We start from the raw sequence: 16852 nt of genomic DNA, 5'->3' as shown, positions 1-16852 counted from the left end.
TTAATCTAGTGATTGCAAGGCCTTTTTCTATATGAAATATTAGATGCAAGGTGACACTTCGATGTTATCCCACAAGTGACTGCTGTTGTGCTTGAAAGAAGGCCTGAAGATGCGGTTAGTATTGTCTACCCGACACAGTGCCCGGTATGTTCTTCACCAGTAGAAAGAGTCGAAGGTGAAGCGGTGACGCGTTGTGGTGGTGGGCTAGTATGCCAAGCGCAGCGCAAAGAAGCGTTAAAACACTTTGTTTCTCGTAAAGCCCTAGATGTAGATGGTTTAGGCGTTAAAGTCATCGAGCAGTTGGTAGATAAAGAAATGGTGGAAACACCTGCCGATCTATTCAAGTTGTCGGCAGGAGTCGTCACTGTACTGGATCGTATGGGGCCAAAATCGGCTCAAAATGTCGTTTCTGCGTTAAATGCATCCAAGCAAACAACGCTAGCTCGATTCATCTATGCGCTGGGTATTCGTGAAGTCGGTGAAGCAACCGCTGCGAATTTGGCGAGTCATTTTAAAACTTGGGAAGCGATTCAAAGCGCTTCTGAAGAACAACTACTAGAAGTGAGTGATGTGGGGCAGATTGTGGCAAAACACTTACTGCACTTTTTCTCGCAAGAATTGAACATTGAAGTCGTAAGGCAATTACGTGAACTGGGTGTTGAATGGCCAGACATTGAAGAGGTAAGCGCAGATTTACCCCAACCTCTTGAAGGCAAAGTGGTCGTGATTACAGGCAGCTTCTCACAAGTTAATCGAAATGATGCTAAAGCCGCTCTACAGGCACTTGGTGCTAAAGTTACTGGCAGTGTGTCTAAGAAAACAGATATCTTGTTTGCTGGTGAAGCCGCAGGTTCCAAATTGGCAAAAGCAACGGACTTAGGTATTGAAGTAAAAGATGAGCAAGCACTCATTGAGTTAATCGGTTAGTTTTCTGGAACATTCTAAAGCCGCTATCTTTTGTAGCGGCTTTTTTATTGACAAAAATCGTTAGGTATTTCAATTTACCGCCTACCGCCTACCGCCTACCGCCTACCGCCTACCGCCTACCGCCTACCGCCTTAAGTCACACTTCCCTTGAAATATCAGTGAAAATCACCTTTTTTTATCTTTTATAGAAACTTTTTTGTTTTTGTTGAGTCGTAATATCGTGATTAATTGAATTGTTTATCATTAATTTAGTCTGCGCTCTGCCTTCTATTAATGGATGTTTTTGGCTGTGTTTCTATTCAATCTCTAACTATCCACTGTCTGCTTATATGTAATTTCTTCCCTGAAATTAAGTCTCATCTAAATCAGTGATCAATGTCCTAATTTGTGTTTTAGGGCTGTTTTTATGTTGATTTTTTCGGCGTACTTCAATGTTTTAATTATTTGTTATTTTGCTAATTACCTGAAAATTATGGATTTTAATCTAATTGTTGTGTATTTGGTAAATAACTTTGAACTCAGTCACTGCCTTGATGAAACTTTGCACTTGCTCACATTTTTTTATATAAAAATTAAGTTCTGATTGATGTTTTTCGCCGCGAAGTTAGTCTCTTAGTTGTGGATGCACACTGTGTATTACGGAGAGAAGAACGTTTGCTAGTTAATAGGTTTTAACTAGAAGAGCGAATTAGGAGATTTACTTACCACCTTCGGCGGCCAACTTGAGGGGTAAGTAAAACAAAAAACAGCTATATCCATTTTTAGGAGTTTTTCCATGGACAAAATGTTTAAACGCACCCTTGTTGGGGTTGCTCTATCAGTTGCTTGCGGAAGTGCTTTCGCAGAAAACGTTGTAGGACCAGAGTATACTGAAGGTGTATCTGATTTTTTCGCTGAGTCAACGATCAGTGGTAATGTAAACTTCTTCATGCGTGACCGCAAACGTGGTGGCGTTGATGCAAATGGAAATGATACCAAGAAAAAGAAAAACCTAGATCACGGTTCAATTTTTGTGAATTTGGGGTTTAACTCTGGGTATGTTAATGATGTTGTTGGTGCAGACTTTGTTGTTTACTCAACTTGGGACATGTGGCAAAACGCTAGTCCAGATCATGAGTTTAACTTTTGGGGTGTAAACAACCCATATGATAAAGTTGCAGACGCAGATGGTTGTACTGGTGCATGGGATAAATCTTGTAATGATAACGGTGTTTCATTCGCTAAAGCTGCAGCTAAATTTAAATTTGGTGAAAGTACAAATGCTCAATTGGGTTACTTTCAACCGTCAGTACCTAGTTCTTTAGGTGTTAACTGGTCATTCGCGCCCGGCACTTACCGTGGTGGCGAAATTGGTAGTAAATTTGGCGACTTGAGTCTTGGTGCCGTTTTTGCTGACCAATATAAAGCACCATGGTTTAAGACTACTTATGAATTCCAAACAACTGACGGTGATGAAGCCGGTTCAGTATACTCATTAGGTGGACGTTACAGCTTTGCTAATGGTATTTCCCTTGATGCGGGTTACGGTGCGCTAACTAGTGGTCCTCGTAAGAACTTCCACGTCAAAGTGAAAGGCACCACAGATGATGGCTTGTTCTGGTCTCCGCAGCTTTATGTTGTTGACGATAACGAGCAATACGATAGTACTGCATGGCAAGCAGCTATGCTAACAAGCTACAAAACTGGTCAGTACTCACTTCGTGCTGAAGGTATCTACACTTCAGCAGACCACAAAGGTGACGCTGATGTAGGTCACTTCTCTTACCGTTTGACTAAGCAATATGGTGGCTCTAACGGCGCGTACGATGTTTGGTGGAATAATCGTTCCGACTTTAACCATGATGGTGAATTCGCAGGTTTTGTATCGGCTTCTCGTGACTTCTCTGATGTTGGTGCTCCAGGGTTTAGTGCTGGTGTAAGTGGTGCTGTTGGCATGGGTGCTAAATTTGACGGTGTAGATGATCTTAAAGAGTATGCATACAGCTTGTTCATGGGCTACGGTATTCAAGGTGGCCCTCTGAAAGGTGGTGCTGTTAGCTTCCATTACACAGAATACTTTAACGACAGTAAATCTGGTAACTGGGCACCATATTCAAATGCGTTCCAAGATGAGACAGATTTCAAGCTAGCGTTAACGTTACCATTTAACGTAAAGTAATTGTTAGATAGTATGTCATTAATAAAAAGCTGGGATTTCCCAGCTTTTTTGTAGGAATTTTTTAATGTATGTACATAATTTCATGTTATTTTTTGTATTGGTTGTTGTTGCTGGATGCTCCACTAAAACACTGACTGCGGATGAATATTGGTATGGACAAGGTTACCGGTTTGGAATGGCCGGTTACGATTCGGATAATAGGTTACTGGCCAACCTAAAAGATAAGGTGCCATTTCAATCTGAAAACTATATGCAAGGTTATACAGACGGGAAACTAGAATACTGTGACCCATTTTCTGCTTTTGAAAAAGGTATCTCAGGCACTTTATATACGGGGCAATGTGACGGGCACAAACAGCAAGTGATGATTGAGGCAGAGTGGCAGCGCGGTTGGGATGCTTTTGTCGGGAGTGACTTCTTTCGTTAGCCGGTATCTTACCTTAGCAGTATCAGAATTTGATACTGCCAGGATGTGATATTAAACTAGTATTATTTTACCGCCATATTGGATACAAAGCTCTCTTGGTAGTTGTTGATTTTTTCCATTTAGTTCACATGTAACGCCTGCACCGAAAGCTTTTCCTGCACTTCCTTCGCTCGCATTTGCAGAAATAGCTAGACTAGAAATATAGATGATAGACATTAGGGTTATTAGCTTTTTCATAATATCCTTCCAGTAATGATTATTTTATAAAATTCACTTTCAACTCTTTAATTATGTCTATGAATAGTGTTTAATCAAACTCAGTTTAGAAATTAGAATTAATTTTAATTACTAATTAACTTTGTAGTCATCTTAATTCTCTTTCTTTCAGATTAACGCGCTGATAAAGTGACTGCTATACTGGTCACGTAACGTAATTTTAACCGACAATGAACATCAGCCAAGCCGCTAAAGCAACACAACTCACCGCTAAATCTATCCGATTTTATGAAGAAAAGGGCGTAATCACGCCTGCTCAACGCAGTGATAATGGTTATCGCGTTTATTCCAGCCAACATATAGAAGAGCTTCAATTGATTGCTAGGGCTCGTAGGGCAGGTTTTAATTTAGAAGAGTGTAAATCCTTATTATCTTTAGCTAATGACCCAAAGCGCACCAGCGCAGAAGTGAAAGCCAGAGCCGTTGAGAAACTGAAGGTGGTTGAGCAGAAGATAGGCGAACTCAATGTGATTAAACAGCAACTTGAGTCATGGATTTCACATTGCCCAGGAGACTCAGGAGCGGATTGCCCAATTATTGATGATCTTTGCGGTCACAATAAATAAAGCCCTTAAAGTAAGGGCTTGATAAGTCTAAGATAGATACGCCTATGTTGTTAGTCGGCTTTTTCTATCGTTAAGATAATGCCATTAACGTGAGTTACTTTAACCAGGCTATTTGCTTCGATGTCTTGGTGGCTAACCGCGGACCATGTCGTGTCACCCAGTTTAATTCGGCATTTTCCCACTTGAACTGATTCTTCAAGCCGAGTCACTTGCCCGATCAACTGCTTTTCTTTCTGATTGAGTTGGCTGTTGAGATCGTCATCTTGATCTTGGCGGTATTGGTATCGCCACCAAAGCCATGTGGTGACTAATGCAAAACTCGCGAAGCTTACCCACTGCATCTCCCAGCCAATAGGTAAAACTAAACGAAGTAATCCAACAAGAATTGCGGATATACCAATCCATAATAGGTAGCCAGCGGTGCCGAGCAACTCGCCACACAACAGAATTAGCCCTAGAGCAATCCAGTGCCAGTGATTCATTTGATCGAGTAACTCAATCATGGTTTATTTCTCTTCGTTATGTTTGAACATTTCAGCAATACCAGCAACAGAGCCCATCAATCCCGTCGCTTCAAGTGGTAGCATGATAATTTTGCCATTTTCTGCTTGTCCGATTGATTTGAGTGCATCAGTGTAGCCCTGGGCGATAAAGTAGTTAACGGCTTGCATGTCACCTTGTGCGATGGCCGTGGATACCATTTCAGTCGCTCGAGCTTCTGCTTCAGCCGCACGCTCACGAGCTTCTGCTTGCAAAATAGCCGCTTGCTTATCACCTTCAGCTTTTAAAATCTCAGCTTGTTTATGACCTTCTGCTCTTAGAATTTCAGCCTGTCTGACACCTTCGGCTTCCAATACGTCAGCACGCTTATTACGCTCAGCTTTCATTTGAGCGTTCATTGCTGCCGTGAGGTCTGCTGGTGGCTGAACGTCTTTAATTTCAATACGAGTGACCTTCACACCCCAAGGGTTAGTCGCTTCGTCTACGATGCTGAGAAGGCGAGTATTGATCATGTCACGCTGACTTAACATTTCGTCGAGCTCTAAAGAACCAAGAACGGTTCGGATGTTTGTTAGTGTTAGGTTTCGGATCGCATGTTCAAGATCGTTGACCTCGTAGGCGGCTTTAGCGGCATCAACCACTTGAACGAAACAGACTGCATCAATGGTAACGTTAGCGTTATCTTTTGATATCACCTCTTGAGCGGGGATATCCATGACCCTTTCCATCATGTTAACTTTATGTCCAATACTGTCGATAAATGGCACGATAAGATTTAAGCCCGGCTTTAGTGTTTTAGTGTAGCGCCCAAAACGTTCCACGGTCCAATTGTTACCTTGGGTAACCATTTTGACGGCAGCAAATATAAAGATAATCGCTACGAGAAGAAACACACCTACGGTGATGAGGATATCAATGTCCATCTAGCCTTCCTTATTTAGTGGTTAATCATATAACGTGTTGATAAATAAGTTATATGAACGCACGGTCGTTTTTATTTATAAAAATTCAGAATAGAGGATATGAGGCTAGATGTGTAGCAAAATTGCAGAAGAGCTTATATTTTGTACAAGAAATGCGATGGCTTTCGAGCCATCGCACCGTTTGATTCTGATTTAACTATGATCAGTAGAGTAGTGAGTAAAGCTTACGGCGATATTGACCAGCGTGCGGGTTACCTTGTCCGAGTGCTGCAAGAATATCCATGAAGGTCTTTTTCATATCACCATCGAGTGCATTTAAGTCTTTTACCAAATAACGCCACATCAACTCTAATGCTTCTTCGTCTTTAGAGACTTGATGATATTGAATAGCAAGCTCGTGGGCAAGACTGAGATTACTTTCATCGTTCGCAAGTTTGGTTTCGAGAGCCTGAATTTCGGGGCTTTCTGCCGCTTGTTGCTGAAGCTCTAGTTTTGCAATTAAGCCTTTGTAGTAATTGTCTTGATATTCTAGAGGGATGGCGCTGAGTACCGCTTGAGCTGAATCGAATTGGCGAGTTTCTAGAAAGCAGTCTGCAATGGCGAGCTTGATGTCTCCTCGCACTTTTAACTCATCTGTCAGGTCTAATAACAGAGCAAGGGCTTGCTCATGTTGTTCAGACTGCATGAGCTCAAGAGCGCGCTTAAGAGCCATATCATCTTGGCTGGGCAAATGCTTTTCTAGCATCGCTTTGACTGAATCAATGGTCTGAGGGCCACCAAGGCCGTCGACAGGTTGGCCATTAGAAAAAACAGCGATGGTAGGCAAAGCTTGAACACCAAATTGAGCGGCAATGGCTTGTTCTTTTTCACAATTAAGTAATGCAAGAGTGAATGCCCCTTGGTATTGCTGCGCCAATGCTTGAAGATCTGGGATGATCTGCGCACTTTCTTGGCTCATGGGCGCCCAGAAATGAATAACAACAGGGGATTGTGTTGAGCTTTCCAGTACCGTACGGAAGTTTTGTTCTGTCAGCTCGACAATGAATTCAGATTGCATGACCGATCCTTAAAATTGAGTTCTATGTTAGTAAATAGTGTCTGAATGCTCGGTTTTCAAGTGGCTATAAATTTCAAGTGGATATAAAAAGAAACGCCACATCAAATGATGTGGCGTTTCTTTTCATGTTGCAAGCAAAGGTGTCTAAAATAGTAGTAATACTGTTAGCGCTACACCTACGCTCAGCCAGTTTAACTGGTTTAGGCTCATAGTGTCCCCAAACGTAACGCAAATACAAATTCTTTGTTTCAGTCTGGTTAGATTAACCAATCAATATGAAAGTTTGATGACACTCAAAAAAAAGAGTAATTATTAACCAGCTTTGAGCAAAAGTTGATCAAGTAGTCTGGTTGGTAGAATTCGCTTGAGGATTGCAAATACCTTGGTTGGCGTGGTTATGGGATAACGAATTTTTGGGTTATCCGATTCGATAGCGTGTAATAACGGAGCGACAATGGCTTCCGATGGGAGCGTAAAGTCATTGCCTGATGCTTTACTGGCTAACCGTTCAACCTGGATCAGGTATTGCTGGCGATGAGCACTGGTTTCTATGTTTATCCACTGGCGAAATTTTGCTAAAGCGTTGGCTCGAAACTGGGTTTCTATTGGGCCTGGTTGGATGAGAGATATATGAATATTGGTATCCATTAACTCTAGGCGTAGAGTATCAGTCCAGCCCTCAAGAGCAAATTTTGACGCGTTGTAAGCCCCTCGGTAACGCATGGCCGCAAAACCTAATACGGAACTATTTTGGATAATTCGTCCGCTGTTGTGGTTTCTCATACTCGGTAAAATGCCCTTGACTAAGTGGTGCCAGCCAAAAAAATTGGTTTCGAATTGATCTCGTAGCGCTTGAGTTGGAAGGTCTTCTAATGCACCTGCTTGACCATAGGCTGCATTATTGAAAAGCACATCGAGCTTTCCGTTGGTCAGCAGGAGCACCTCTGCTACGGCCTGATCAATGCTATTAACAGAATCCATATTAAGCTGAATACACTTGAGCCCTTGACCTTGTAATTTTTCGACATCGCTTTGACGGCGGCATGAAGCGATAACGTGATAGCCTTTAGCATGTAAAGCGTGAGCACATGTATAACCAATACCTGAAGAACACCCAGTGATCAGGATAGATTTCGTCATGATTTATCTCGTTGATTCAATTAAGTTGCGAGTCATATTAATACGAAATCATCATGAGTGCTGTAACAAGTTATTGAGGGCTGGTTCGATTCGTGAATAAGTGAACTTAAAGCCCAACTCAGTTAAGTGTTTTGGCTTGGCTCGAATGCTATCAAACAACAAGCAAGAAGATTCTCCCATCAGGACGGAGAGAGCCCATTTAGGAGTGAATAGTAAATGAGGCCGCTTAAGTGACCGAGCAAGCGCTCGACTAAATACTTTGTTCTGAACCGGGTGAGGCGCGCAAAAATTAAAGTCACCTAAGGCATGTTCGGTGTTGAGTAGATAACTGATGCCTCTCACCATATCTTGCATATGAATCCACGGCATGTATTGCTTTCCACTGCCAATTGGTCCTCCAAGCCCCATTTTATAAGGGAACAGCATTTTTTGCAGGGCTCCTCCGTCCTTTCCTAGTACAACACCTGTTCGTAGTACACAAACACGGGTTAGATTGGATTGCGCCCGCTTAGCAATGGCTTCCCATTTAGCGCAGACATGATGAGGAAACGCTTCATCATGAATGTGCAGTGACTCATCAAAAGGGTGCTGTTGTTGGTCTCCATAGTAACCAACGGCCGAGCCACTGATAAATACGGAAGGAGGGTTGGTGCTCGCATGTATTAAGGAGACAATCTTTTCGGTGATTTCCCATCGGCTGTGGCAAATGGTGTGTTTTTGCTCGGAGCTCCAGCGTTTGTCGGCAATGGGTTCGCCTGCTAGGTTTACTACGGCATCAATATGGTTGAGCTCGCTTAACTCGTTAAGATCAGAAAGGTACACAATATTGCCAAAGTCGGCGTGATGGAGCTTTTTTTTTGCGGAGATCGTATTTCGAGTCAATAAAGTAATGTGGTGTCCTGCCAAGTGCTTGATGAGCTCAGCCCCAACAAATCCGGTTCCACCGGTAAGCAATATGTGCATGCGTGTCCTCCTTGTGCGTTAGCTCTCATTATAGTCAGATATTGCCGACTAGGTACAACCCTCCTTGAAACTCGTTATCTGAGTTAATTGAGGTGCTTGGAGTTGCATTGCTTTAGTTTAGTCACACTTTATTACAAAAATGTGTGCCATGCTTGTGTTAACACAAGGAGGTGTAATGCAAACAATACTCGCAATGTCACGTGCAATGCTCTCTAGTTTGAGAGATCTACTGCCTATTATCTGTGTCATTGGTTTTTTTCAGCTGGTGGTACTGCAAGAGCCTTTGCCCAACCTTGTTCCGACCCTGATTGGCTTGTTTTTCGTTGTTGTTGGCCTGACGTTTTTTGTTTTCGGGTTGGAGCTGGGGTTGTTTCCTATTGGTGAAGCCATGGCGCAGTCTTTTGCGAGAAAAGGCAGCGTTGTTTGGTTGCTTATCTTTGCTTTTTGTTTGGGGTTCGGAACCACCATAGCCGAACCGGCATTAACTGCTGTTGCACAAGAAGCCGCAGAGGTCGCTTCAGAAGGTGGGGTGATCGCCTCCGATGAAGATGCAATGGAAAGCTATGCGGATGGCCTGCGCTTAACCGTCGCTTTTTCCGTTGGTATCGCCATCGTAATTGGCGTAATTCGAATACTGAAAGGTTGGCCAATTCACTTTATGATCATAGGTGGCTACCTAGGTATTGTCGTTTTAACGGCATTCGCGCCCGATACAATCATAGGTATCGCTTATGATTCTGGTGGCGTGACAACATCAACGATTACTGTCCCGTTAGTGACCGCATTAGGTGTCGGGTTGGCTTCAGCAATTAAAGGGCGAAATCCAATGATTGATGGCTTTGGTCTTATCGCATTTGCGTCATTACTGCCCATGATGTTCGTTATGGTGTACGGGATGGTCGTGTCATGATTAGCCTAACGTTGTTCACTGATACCTTACTCGGTACTGTTCTTGACGTCATTCCGATAGCTACGATTATCTTTGGTTTTCAGTTTGCCGTATTGCGTAAACCTGTCGCCAATATCGGTAAAGTTATTCTCGGTTTTGTTTACGTTATTCTCGGTCTATCACTGTTTCTCATGGGGCTAGAGCTAGCTTTGTTTCCGTTGGGAGAAACCATGGCGATGCAGCTCACTGAGCCTGAATTTCTGCAAGAGTTTAAAATGTCATCTCAGCTAACATTAAGTTGGCTCGATTATTACTGGGTCTACCTGTTCGCATTTTGTATTGGGTTTAGCACAACCGTAGCAGAACCTTCACTTATTGCGGTCGCGATCAAAGCGAACCAAGTATCCGGTGGTGCTATTAAAGTGAATGGCCTGCGTTTTGCTGTGGCTCTTGGCGTGGCCGTTGGCATTTCATTGGGAAGTTATCGAATCGTGGTTGGAGACCCTATACAGTATTACATCATCACTGGGTACATCTTAGTGGTTATCCAAACCTATTTTGCTCCCAAAATGATCGTACCTTTGGCTTACGATTCGGGTGGCGTAACAACGTCTACGGTTACTGTTCCTCTAGTAACGGCTCTCGGGCTCGGACTGGCCTCAACGGTGCCAGGGAGAAACCCTGTTATTGATGGTTTTGGGCTAATCGCATTCGCTAGCTTATTTCCAATCATTTCAGTCATGGGGTATGCACAAATCACAAACTGGTTGAATCAAAGAGCGGCAAATAAGGAGAACGAAAATGCGGTTTAAATTAATTTTAGCGTTTGTGGAAGATAGCAAAACAGAAGTAGTGCTTGATGCTGCCCGTTCGGCAGGAGCCACCGGTGCGACAGTAATAAATCATGCCCGAGGTGAAGGGTTAAGGCAGAAAAGAACTTTTCTTGGCCTAACACTAGAAGTTCAAAAAGATGTGTTGTTGTTTGTAGTAGAAGAGCACCTTGCTCGGCATATTTTGGAACGGATAAGCGACGTCGGTGAATTTGATAAAGCGTCTGGGCAAGGTATTGCGGTACAAATCGATGTTGAAGATGCGGTGGGAGTCGCACATCAAGTAGAGACGTTAACCAGTGTAGTTGAGGACGAGTTATGAGTATGCAGGCGATCATTCAAGTGAAAGATGTCATGGCCAATACGTACATTATTGTGGATGGCTTAATCACGGTTCAAGAGGCCATTCATCTAGCGAAAGAGCATCAAGTAAAAGCACTGTTGGTAGACAAACGTTATGACGACGATGAATACGGTATTGTGTTAATGAACGATATCGCTAAAAGGGTTTTAGCACAAAACCGCTCCCCAGAGCGCACCAACATTTACGAAATAATGACCAAACCTGCGTTGTCGGTTAAACCAAGTATGAATGTAAAATATTGTGCTCGTCTATTTGAACGCTTTGGAATAAGCAGAGCTCCTGTTGTTGATGATGGGAAAGTGATCGGAATGGTCAGTTACAATAACATTGTGATCAACGGAATGGCGAAACAGTATTAGCGATTATTGATGCTGGATTAGGCTGGTAATCTATGTCACAGCAGGTAAAATCCCGCAAGATTCGATATTATTAAGAGGTTGGCGTGAAACTGTTTTTTGCATCCGATTTACATGGTTGTTTACCAGCAACCGAGAAGGTCTTAGAAGCCTATAAAAAGTCTAATGCTGAGTATTTAGTGCTGTTAGGGGACGTTTTAAACCATGGGCCTCGTAACCCCGTGCCAGAAGGATATAACCCTCCAGCTGTTGCAGATGCCTTGAATCAATACGCTAATGAGATCATTGCGGTAAGAGGCAATTGCGATAGCGAAGTCGACCAGATGCTGCTCGACTTCCCGATGATGATGGACTATGCATGGGTGTTGTTAGAGCGTGGCCAGCGGTTGTTTTTAACTCACGGTCATCTTTACAATAGAGAGAAAAGACCGAAGCTTAAGACGGGAGAAGTTATTGCCCATGGGCATACCCATATACCGGTTGCACAACGCGATGAAGAGCAAGTGATATTTAACCCGGGCTCAGTTACCTTTCCTAGAAATGGCTTTGAACCGAGCTTTGGTTTGTATGAGAATGGTAAATTGTCTGTTGTCGATTTCTCGTACAATACGATAGTGGAGCACGTCCTAGATTAGTGAGAGTTAACACACTGGTTGCTCGTTGTATTCAGGCAACCAGTCAGTCAGTTCGTTGGCCTCCATTACTCGCAATAGTTGGGTTCTTACGCACAATGAAAATTGACTGATAGCTTTCGCTTATCGGTCGATATGACCCAAATCTTTTTCAGGGAAAATCAGATCACGAACTCGCTGTTTTAAGATTTTAGCCTCAGGGAAGCCTTCATCTTTTTTTCGCTCCCAAACACTTACGCCATTACAAAATATTTCAAACCTACCACCGGTATCAGGGTGCAAAGATACGCTTTCTATTTCTTCGCTAAAGGTATGCAGCAGTTCTTGAGTTAGCCATGTTGAACGTAGCATCCAATTACATTGGCGGCAGTAATGGATTTCGATGACGCCTTTTATCATATTAAATTGCTCCAAGAATGAGTTTAATGCCAACGGCAAAAGTGAGAACCTCAAATGCCGTCTTGATGACGGAATTGGGTAGCTTGGTTGTTAGGTAAGCACCAAGCCAACCGCCAAAAAAAGAAGCGACGAGCAGTACGGGGACCCAAGGCCAATGCGGGCTCACTCCTGCCTCGATAATAGCGATAGCGCCAATACCATTCCAAAACAGTCCGACACATATTAAGGTGAGTGCTACGGCTTGTTTGTAGCTAAATCCGAACCAGCGTACCAAAAACAGTGTAACGACTAATCCAGAACCTGCCGTTAATGAGCCATTAAAGATACCAAGAAGCACGAGTACGAAGCCGCCTATCATCCATCCATTTTTGTCTCGATGGCTAGGGGCTTCTTTATGCCCAAGAGCCGGTTTGACTCTGGAATAAATACCAAGAACAAGAATTAACGCACCAAGTAACAGCTCGCCAATTTCAGGGTTAATATTAACAACCAAATTTGCCCCGATCACAACACCAAGTGATCCAACACCAGTTAAATAGGCCATCAAAGGAAAGCTGAGGGTTTTAGATTTAAGGTGTGCTCCTGCTGCGCCAAGACCCATGGCAACGGTTGCAATTTTATGTGTAGCAAGCGCAACAGAAAAAGGTAAGCCAAGAAATATGAGCAGAGGAAATTGAAGCAAGCCAGCACCGCCGCCCGCGATAGACGAGAGGGTACTAGCGGTCAGTGAACCTAAGAAAAGCAGTGAGCTGTTTATCCAATCCATAGAAAAAAGGGAACCCAGTAGGTTCCCATCGTCTCATTAGTGTGAATAGAAAACGGCCGAGCCGTGATCCAAACTGGTCATCAAAAGTGCTTTAGTATTGATTATTTCCACTCGACGACTTTGCTGAGAATCCATTTTGAAAATTTGTGTAATAACACCAAGTTGTTTCTCTGTGAAGTCTTGGCGTTGGTTCGACGAAATTTCCTTGAATTCAATCGGTTCGATTAGCAAATAATTATCGCTCATTTCCCAATTGCCACTTTCAGAAACGTTAATGATTGAAGAGGCTTCAACACTTTCAGAAAACAAATTAATTCTTGAAACTCGTAAGTAGGTACCGTTAGGTAAATACTTTACATTTGACTCGATGGTCGCTTTTTTCAAAGGCCCAATCTCGCCATCTTGTTCCAAGACATCTGTACTAGTGTCCGCATAAATACGCATGACCATACGAGTCTGCCATTCACGCGATGTCAGTACACGCTCTACCTGCGCATCACTTCCCCAGTACAGCCACGCACTGAAAATGATCGAAAGAATAACGATGAAAACAGGCAGTTTAGAATTCAGGTGATTGTTCATTGAGTGCTCATTCATTGAGTGCATACCTGGTTGAAGTCTGGCTGAACCGCTAATAGCTTAAGAGTCACGTTTTCACTAGAGTGCTCTGGTGCATGGATATAATTCAGGGCAATTTGGCCATTTTGACCACCGGTTGCAATGACTTCCACTGGAGCAAGTTCGTTTGGGTGTCTTGCAATATACACTTCCACACATTGCGTAATACTCGGTATCCACTTGGATATATCAGGGTGATTTTCTGGGGTCTTGACGGGTATATCAGAAAATGTCCCAACCGTAGTAAATGTCGCCGGCGAGGGTGACGTCGTGAAAAATGTGATTAATGGCAACGCAACCGCAATCAAAAGGGCAATAATCAGTCCTTTATTTGACGGCTTTGCTGCTGGTGTTGGTGCTTTTTCTGCTATCGATGATAGCGGTTCGGCTTTAGTGTTATCTGTTGGTTGAGAGGCCATCACTGGCGCAGGCTCTGCAGCCGCAGATTCTGTCGCAAGATTAGGCTCTGTAATCTCTTGTGTTTCATTGCTTGCACTTGAAGGCGCAGAGCGTTCGACACTGGAAATTAGCTGGTAGCCACGCTTGGGCACGGTTTTGACATACTGAGGTGATTTTGTAGAGTCTTTCAAAAGCTTTCTTAACGTTGAAATAGCTTGAGTTAGACTCGAATCATCGACCTGAAATCCTTGGTCTCGCCACACAAATTCATGCAGTTGCTGCCTAGTCACCACTTCGTTGTGGTGCTCAGCGAGCAAGAGCAAAATGCGGCTTTCATTACTTCCTAGACGAATCACTTCATTATCGTTCTGCTGATCTAACAGAGAATTATTGTTCGGATCAAAGGTAAACCTTTGAGCGAGAATGAACTTTGTACCAATATTACTCATTATTGAGACGCTACGTAATGTTGAGGATGGAAGAGCCAAATGTAAGCTAAAAATGCAGAATGCGAGTTCACTTTAGCTTCTTTGATATTTTTGAAGCACATAGCATAATCAAAAATTACCAAAAAAACAGGATTTTTATCATTTTTGACCTTGAATTTACAATTGGCAGCCTCATTTCATTACTTAAGTTGATAATCATACCGAACAAACGTGTACTGAGTTTTTTCAAAAGACATAACGTTTGATGTGTATCTATATGATATTTCCCTGGAGTAAATATGAGCGAAGCAGCAGTAAACAATAAAGAAACAAGAGGTTTTCAGTCAGAAGTTAAGCAGCTTCTACATCTAATGATTCACTCTCTGTATTCAAATAAAGAAATCTTTTTACGTGAGTTGATTTCAAATGCTTCAGATGCTGCAGATAAACTGCGCTTTCAAGCGCTTTCTGATGGTGATTTGTACCAAGGTGATGCTGATCTTGGCGTAAAGCTTTCATTTGACGCAGTGGCAAATACGCTCACTATCTCTGATAACGGTATCGGCATGAGCCGTGATAACGTGATTGAGCACCTTGGCACGATTGCTAAGTCAGGTACGGCTGACTTTTTCTCAAAATTAAATGATGACCAAAGCAAAGACTCTCAGCTTATTGGTCAATTTGGCGTTGGTTTCTACTCGGCATTTATTGTTGCTGATGCAGTAACAGTACGCACTCGTGCTGCTGGATTAGCGGTAGATGAAGCTGTTCAATGGCACTCTGCCGGCGAAGGTGATTACACGATTGAGAACATCAGTAAAGAAAGTCGCGGTACTGATATTGTTCTTCACATGCGTGATGAAGGTAAGGAGTTCTTGTCTGAACACCGCCTACGTGAAGTGATTGGCAAATACTCTGACCATATTGGTATTCCGGTTTCTATCCTAACGCCTGTCAAGGATGATGAAGGTAAAGAAACTGAAGAGAAAACTTGGGAGCAGATCAACAAAGCTCAAGCATTGTGGACTAGAAACAAATCGGATGTAACCAAAGAAGAATACCAAGAATTCTATAAGCATGTATCCCATGACTTTGCCGATCCAATGACGTGGAGCCATAACCGCGTTGAAGGTAAAAACGATTACACCAGTTTGTTATACATCCCAGCGAAAGCCCCTTGGGATATGATGAATCGTGATCACAAAAGCGGTTTAAAACTCTACGTTCAACGTGTGTTTATTATGGATGATGCTGAGCAGTTCATGCCTAGCTACTTGCGTTTTGTTCGCGGCTTGATTGACTCAAATGATCTGCCATTGAACGTGTCACGTGAAATTCTACAAGACAATAAAGTAACCCAAACACTTCGCAGCGCTTGTACTAAGCGTGTTTTAAGCATGCTAGAGAAAATCGCTAAGAAAGATGACGAGCAATATCTCTCTTTCTGGAAAGAATTTGGCATGGTGCTTAAAGAAGGTCCTGCTGAAGACTTTTCAAACAAAGAGAAAATTGCTGGTTTGATGCGTTTTGCTTCTTCTGAAGTTGATAACGCAGAGCAAACGGTCTCTCTAGCTTCTTACGCCGAGAGAATGAAAGAAGGTCAAGGTAAGATCTTTTATCTAACGGCAGACAGTTACGCTGCAGCAAAAAATAGCCCTCACTTAGAGCAATTTAAAGCGAAGGGTATCGAAGTTATTTTGATGTACGATCGCATTGACGAATGGCTAATGAACTACCTAACAGAGTTCGATGGCAAGCAATTCCAATCGATCACTAAAGCTGGCCTTGATCTTAGTCACTTCGAAGATGAAGCTGAAAAAGAAAAGCATAAAGAAACGGAAGAAGAGTTCAAGTCAGTCGTAGAGCGTACGAAAACTTACCTTGGCGACCGCGTTAAAGAAGTACGTACAACGTTCAAATTAGCGACTACACCTGCGGTAGTGGTAACGGATGACTTTGAAATGGGCACTCAAATGGCGAAACTACTGGAAGCGGCTGGTCAAGCTGTTCCTGAAGTGAAGTACATTTTTGAAATCAACCCTGAACATGCATTAGTAAAACGCATGGCAGATGAAGCAGATGAAGCAGATGAAGAAGAGTTTGGCCGTTGGGTAGAGTTACTGCTTGGTCAAGCGATGCTAGCGGAGCGCGGAGCAATGGAAGATCCAACACAGTTCCTAGGTGCGATTAACCAGCTTTTGACTAAAGCCTAATAGTGTTCATTTTTTATTAG

At 42.9% G+C, this 16852-nt stretch carries 19 protein-coding genes and 1 pseudogene; 10 read left to right on the top strand and 10 right to left on the bottom strand.

Features of this window, described 5'->3' with window-relative positions:
- Window positions 1–60: 60 nt before the first annotated feature.
- From VTAP4600_RS06140 to VTAP4600_RS06130, 3 genes and pseudogenes are all read left to right on the top strand, one after another.
- Window positions 61–927 (top strand): annotated as a pseudogene (locus VTAP4600_RS06140) (helix-hairpin-helix domain-containing protein); the annotation flags it as partial.
- 775 nt (window positions 928–1702) lie between these two features.
- Window positions 1703–3085: an OprD family outer membrane porin gene (locus VTAP4600_RS06135; RefSeq protein ID WP_102521988.1), complete on the top strand. Its 1383-nt coding sequence runs from the start codon at window positions 1703–1705 to the stop codon at window positions 3083–3085.
- A gap of 64 nt (window positions 3086–3149) precedes the next feature.
- Window positions 3150–3512, top strand: a complete 363-nt coding sequence (locus VTAP4600_RS06130; RefSeq protein ID WP_231897880.1) for a DUF2799 domain-containing protein — start codon at window positions 3150–3152, stop codon at window positions 3510–3512.
- Between the two features lie 51 nt (window positions 3513–3563).
- On the opposite strand, the gene VTAP4600_RS06125 is transcribed toward VTAP4600_RS06130, so the two are convergent.
- On the bottom strand, window positions 3564–3749 hold the full coding sequence (locus tag VTAP4600_RS06125) for a hypothetical protein (RefSeq protein WP_102521987.1): 186 nt from the start codon (window positions 3747–3749) through the stop codon (window positions 3564–3566).
- 209 nt (window positions 3750–3958) lie between these two features.
- Between VTAP4600_RS06125 and cueR the strand changes: the two genes are divergently transcribed.
- Complete coding sequence (gene cueR, locus VTAP4600_RS06120; RefSeq protein WP_102521986.1) at window positions 3959–4354, top strand: Cu(I)-responsive transcriptional regulator; 396 nt, start codon at window positions 3959–3961, stop codon at window positions 4352–4354.
- A gap of 50 nt (window positions 4355–4404) precedes the next feature.
- Here cueR and VTAP4600_RS06115 read toward each other — a convergent pair whose 3' ends face one another.
- From VTAP4600_RS06115 to VTAP4600_RS06090, 5 genes are all read right to left on the bottom strand, one after another.
- Window positions 4405–4857 carry an NfeD family protein gene (locus VTAP4600_RS06115; RefSeq protein WP_102521985.1) on the bottom strand — a complete coding sequence of 151 codons (453 nt, stop codon included), beginning with the start codon at window positions 4855–4857 and terminating at the stop codon, window positions 4405–4407.
- 3 nt (window positions 4858–4860) lie between these two features.
- On the bottom strand, window positions 4861–5778 hold the full coding sequence (locus tag VTAP4600_RS06110; protein ID WP_102521984.1) for an SPFH domain-containing protein: 918 nt from the start codon (window positions 5776–5778) through the stop codon (window positions 4861–4863).
- A gap of 202 nt (window positions 5779–5980) precedes the next feature.
- Window positions 5981–6835: a co-chaperone YbbN gene (locus tag VTAP4600_RS06105; RefSeq protein WP_102521983.1), complete on the bottom strand. Its 855-nt coding sequence runs from the start codon at window positions 6833–6835 to the stop codon at window positions 5981–5983.
- Between the two features lie 312 nt (window positions 6836–7147).
- A complete protein-coding gene (locus VTAP4600_RS06095; protein ID WP_102521982.1) occupies window positions 7148–7975 on the bottom strand; it encodes an SDR family oxidoreductase in 828 nt (275 codons plus the stop codon).
- A gap of 51 nt (window positions 7976–8026) precedes the next feature.
- Window positions 8027–8938, bottom strand: a complete 912-nt coding sequence (locus VTAP4600_RS06090; protein WP_102521981.1) for a TIGR01777 family oxidoreductase — start codon at window positions 8936–8938, stop codon at window positions 8027–8029.
- Window positions 8939–9113: 175 nt separating this feature from the next.
- Between VTAP4600_RS06090 and VTAP4600_RS06085 the strand changes: the two genes are divergently transcribed.
- From VTAP4600_RS06085 to yfcE, 5 genes are all read left to right on the top strand, one after another.
- Window positions 9114–9848 carry a DUF1538 domain-containing protein gene (locus tag VTAP4600_RS06085; RefSeq protein WP_102521980.1) on the top strand — a complete coding sequence of 245 codons (735 nt, stop codon included), beginning with the start codon at window positions 9114–9116 and terminating at the stop codon, window positions 9846–9848.
- Window positions 9845–10639 carry a DUF1538 domain-containing protein gene (locus tag VTAP4600_RS06080; RefSeq protein WP_102521979.1) on the top strand — a complete coding sequence of 265 codons (795 nt, stop codon included), beginning with the start codon at window positions 9845–9847 and terminating at the stop codon, window positions 10637–10639. Before VTAP4600_RS06085 ends, VTAP4600_RS06080 begins: the two co-directional genes overlap by 4 nt.
- Window positions 10629–10979, top strand: coding sequence for a P-II family nitrogen regulator (locus VTAP4600_RS06075; protein WP_102521978.1), 351 nt, complete (start codon window positions 10629–10631; stop codon window positions 10977–10979). The genes VTAP4600_RS06080 and VTAP4600_RS06075 overlap by 11 nt, the downstream gene beginning before the upstream one ends.
- A complete protein-coding gene (locus tag VTAP4600_RS06070) occupies window positions 10976–11380 on the top strand; it encodes a CBS domain-containing protein (RefSeq protein WP_102521977.1) in 405 nt (134 codons plus the stop codon). Before VTAP4600_RS06075 ends, VTAP4600_RS06070 begins: the two co-directional genes overlap by 4 nt.
- Before the next feature lie 83 nt (window positions 11381–11463).
- The gene (yfcE, locus tag VTAP4600_RS06065; RefSeq protein WP_102521976.1) at window positions 11464–12012 is read left to right on the top strand and encodes a phosphodiesterase; all 549 of its coding nucleotides are present in this window, start codon (window positions 11464–11466) and stop codon (window positions 12010–12012) included.
- Window positions 12013–12132: 120 nt separating this feature from the next.
- On the opposite strand, the gene VTAP4600_RS06060 is transcribed toward yfcE, so the two are convergent.
- The 4 genes from VTAP4600_RS06060 to VTAP4600_RS06045 are packed head-to-tail and all read right to left on the bottom strand — an operon-like array spanning window position 12133 to window position 14640.
- Window positions 12133–12408 (bottom strand): Rdx family protein, encoded by a 276-nt coding sequence (locus VTAP4600_RS06060; RefSeq protein ID WP_102521975.1) that lies wholly within the window; start codon window positions 12406–12408, stop codon window positions 12133–12135.
- A gap of 1 nt (window position 12409) precedes the next feature.
- Window positions 12410–13174, bottom strand: coding sequence for a sulfite exporter TauE/SafE family protein (locus VTAP4600_RS06055; RefSeq protein WP_102521974.1), 765 nt, complete (start codon window positions 13172–13174; stop codon window positions 12410–12412).
- A 36-nt stretch (window positions 13175–13210) separates the two neighbouring features.
- The gene (locus tag VTAP4600_RS06050; RefSeq protein WP_102521973.1) at window positions 13211–13756 is read right to left on the bottom strand and encodes a regulatory protein ToxS; all 546 of its coding nucleotides are present in this window, start codon (window positions 13754–13756) and stop codon (window positions 13211–13213) included.
- Window positions 13757–13767: 11 nt separating this feature from the next.
- Window positions 13768–14640, bottom strand: a complete 873-nt coding sequence (locus VTAP4600_RS06045; protein WP_102521972.1) for a transcriptional regulator — start codon at window positions 14638–14640, stop codon at window positions 13768–13770.
- Window positions 14641–14918: 278 nt separating this feature from the next.
- On the opposite strand from VTAP4600_RS06045, the gene htpG reads away from it, so the two are divergent.
- On the top strand, window positions 14919–16832 hold the full coding sequence (gene htpG / locus VTAP4600_RS06035; RefSeq protein WP_102521970.1) for a molecular chaperone HtpG: 1914 nt from the start codon (window positions 14919–14921) through the stop codon (window positions 16830–16832).
- The last annotated feature ends 20 nt before the right edge of the window (window positions 16833–16852 follow it).

It is taken from the genome of Vibrio tapetis subsp. tapetis, from assembly GCF_900233005.1.
Taxonomy (GTDB): Bacteria; Pseudomonadota; Gammaproteobacteria; order Enterobacterales; family Vibrionaceae; genus Vibrio; species Vibrio tapetis.
Note: the sequence above shows the minus strand (reverse complement) of the source record. Positions and strands in the feature narration are given on the sequence as shown.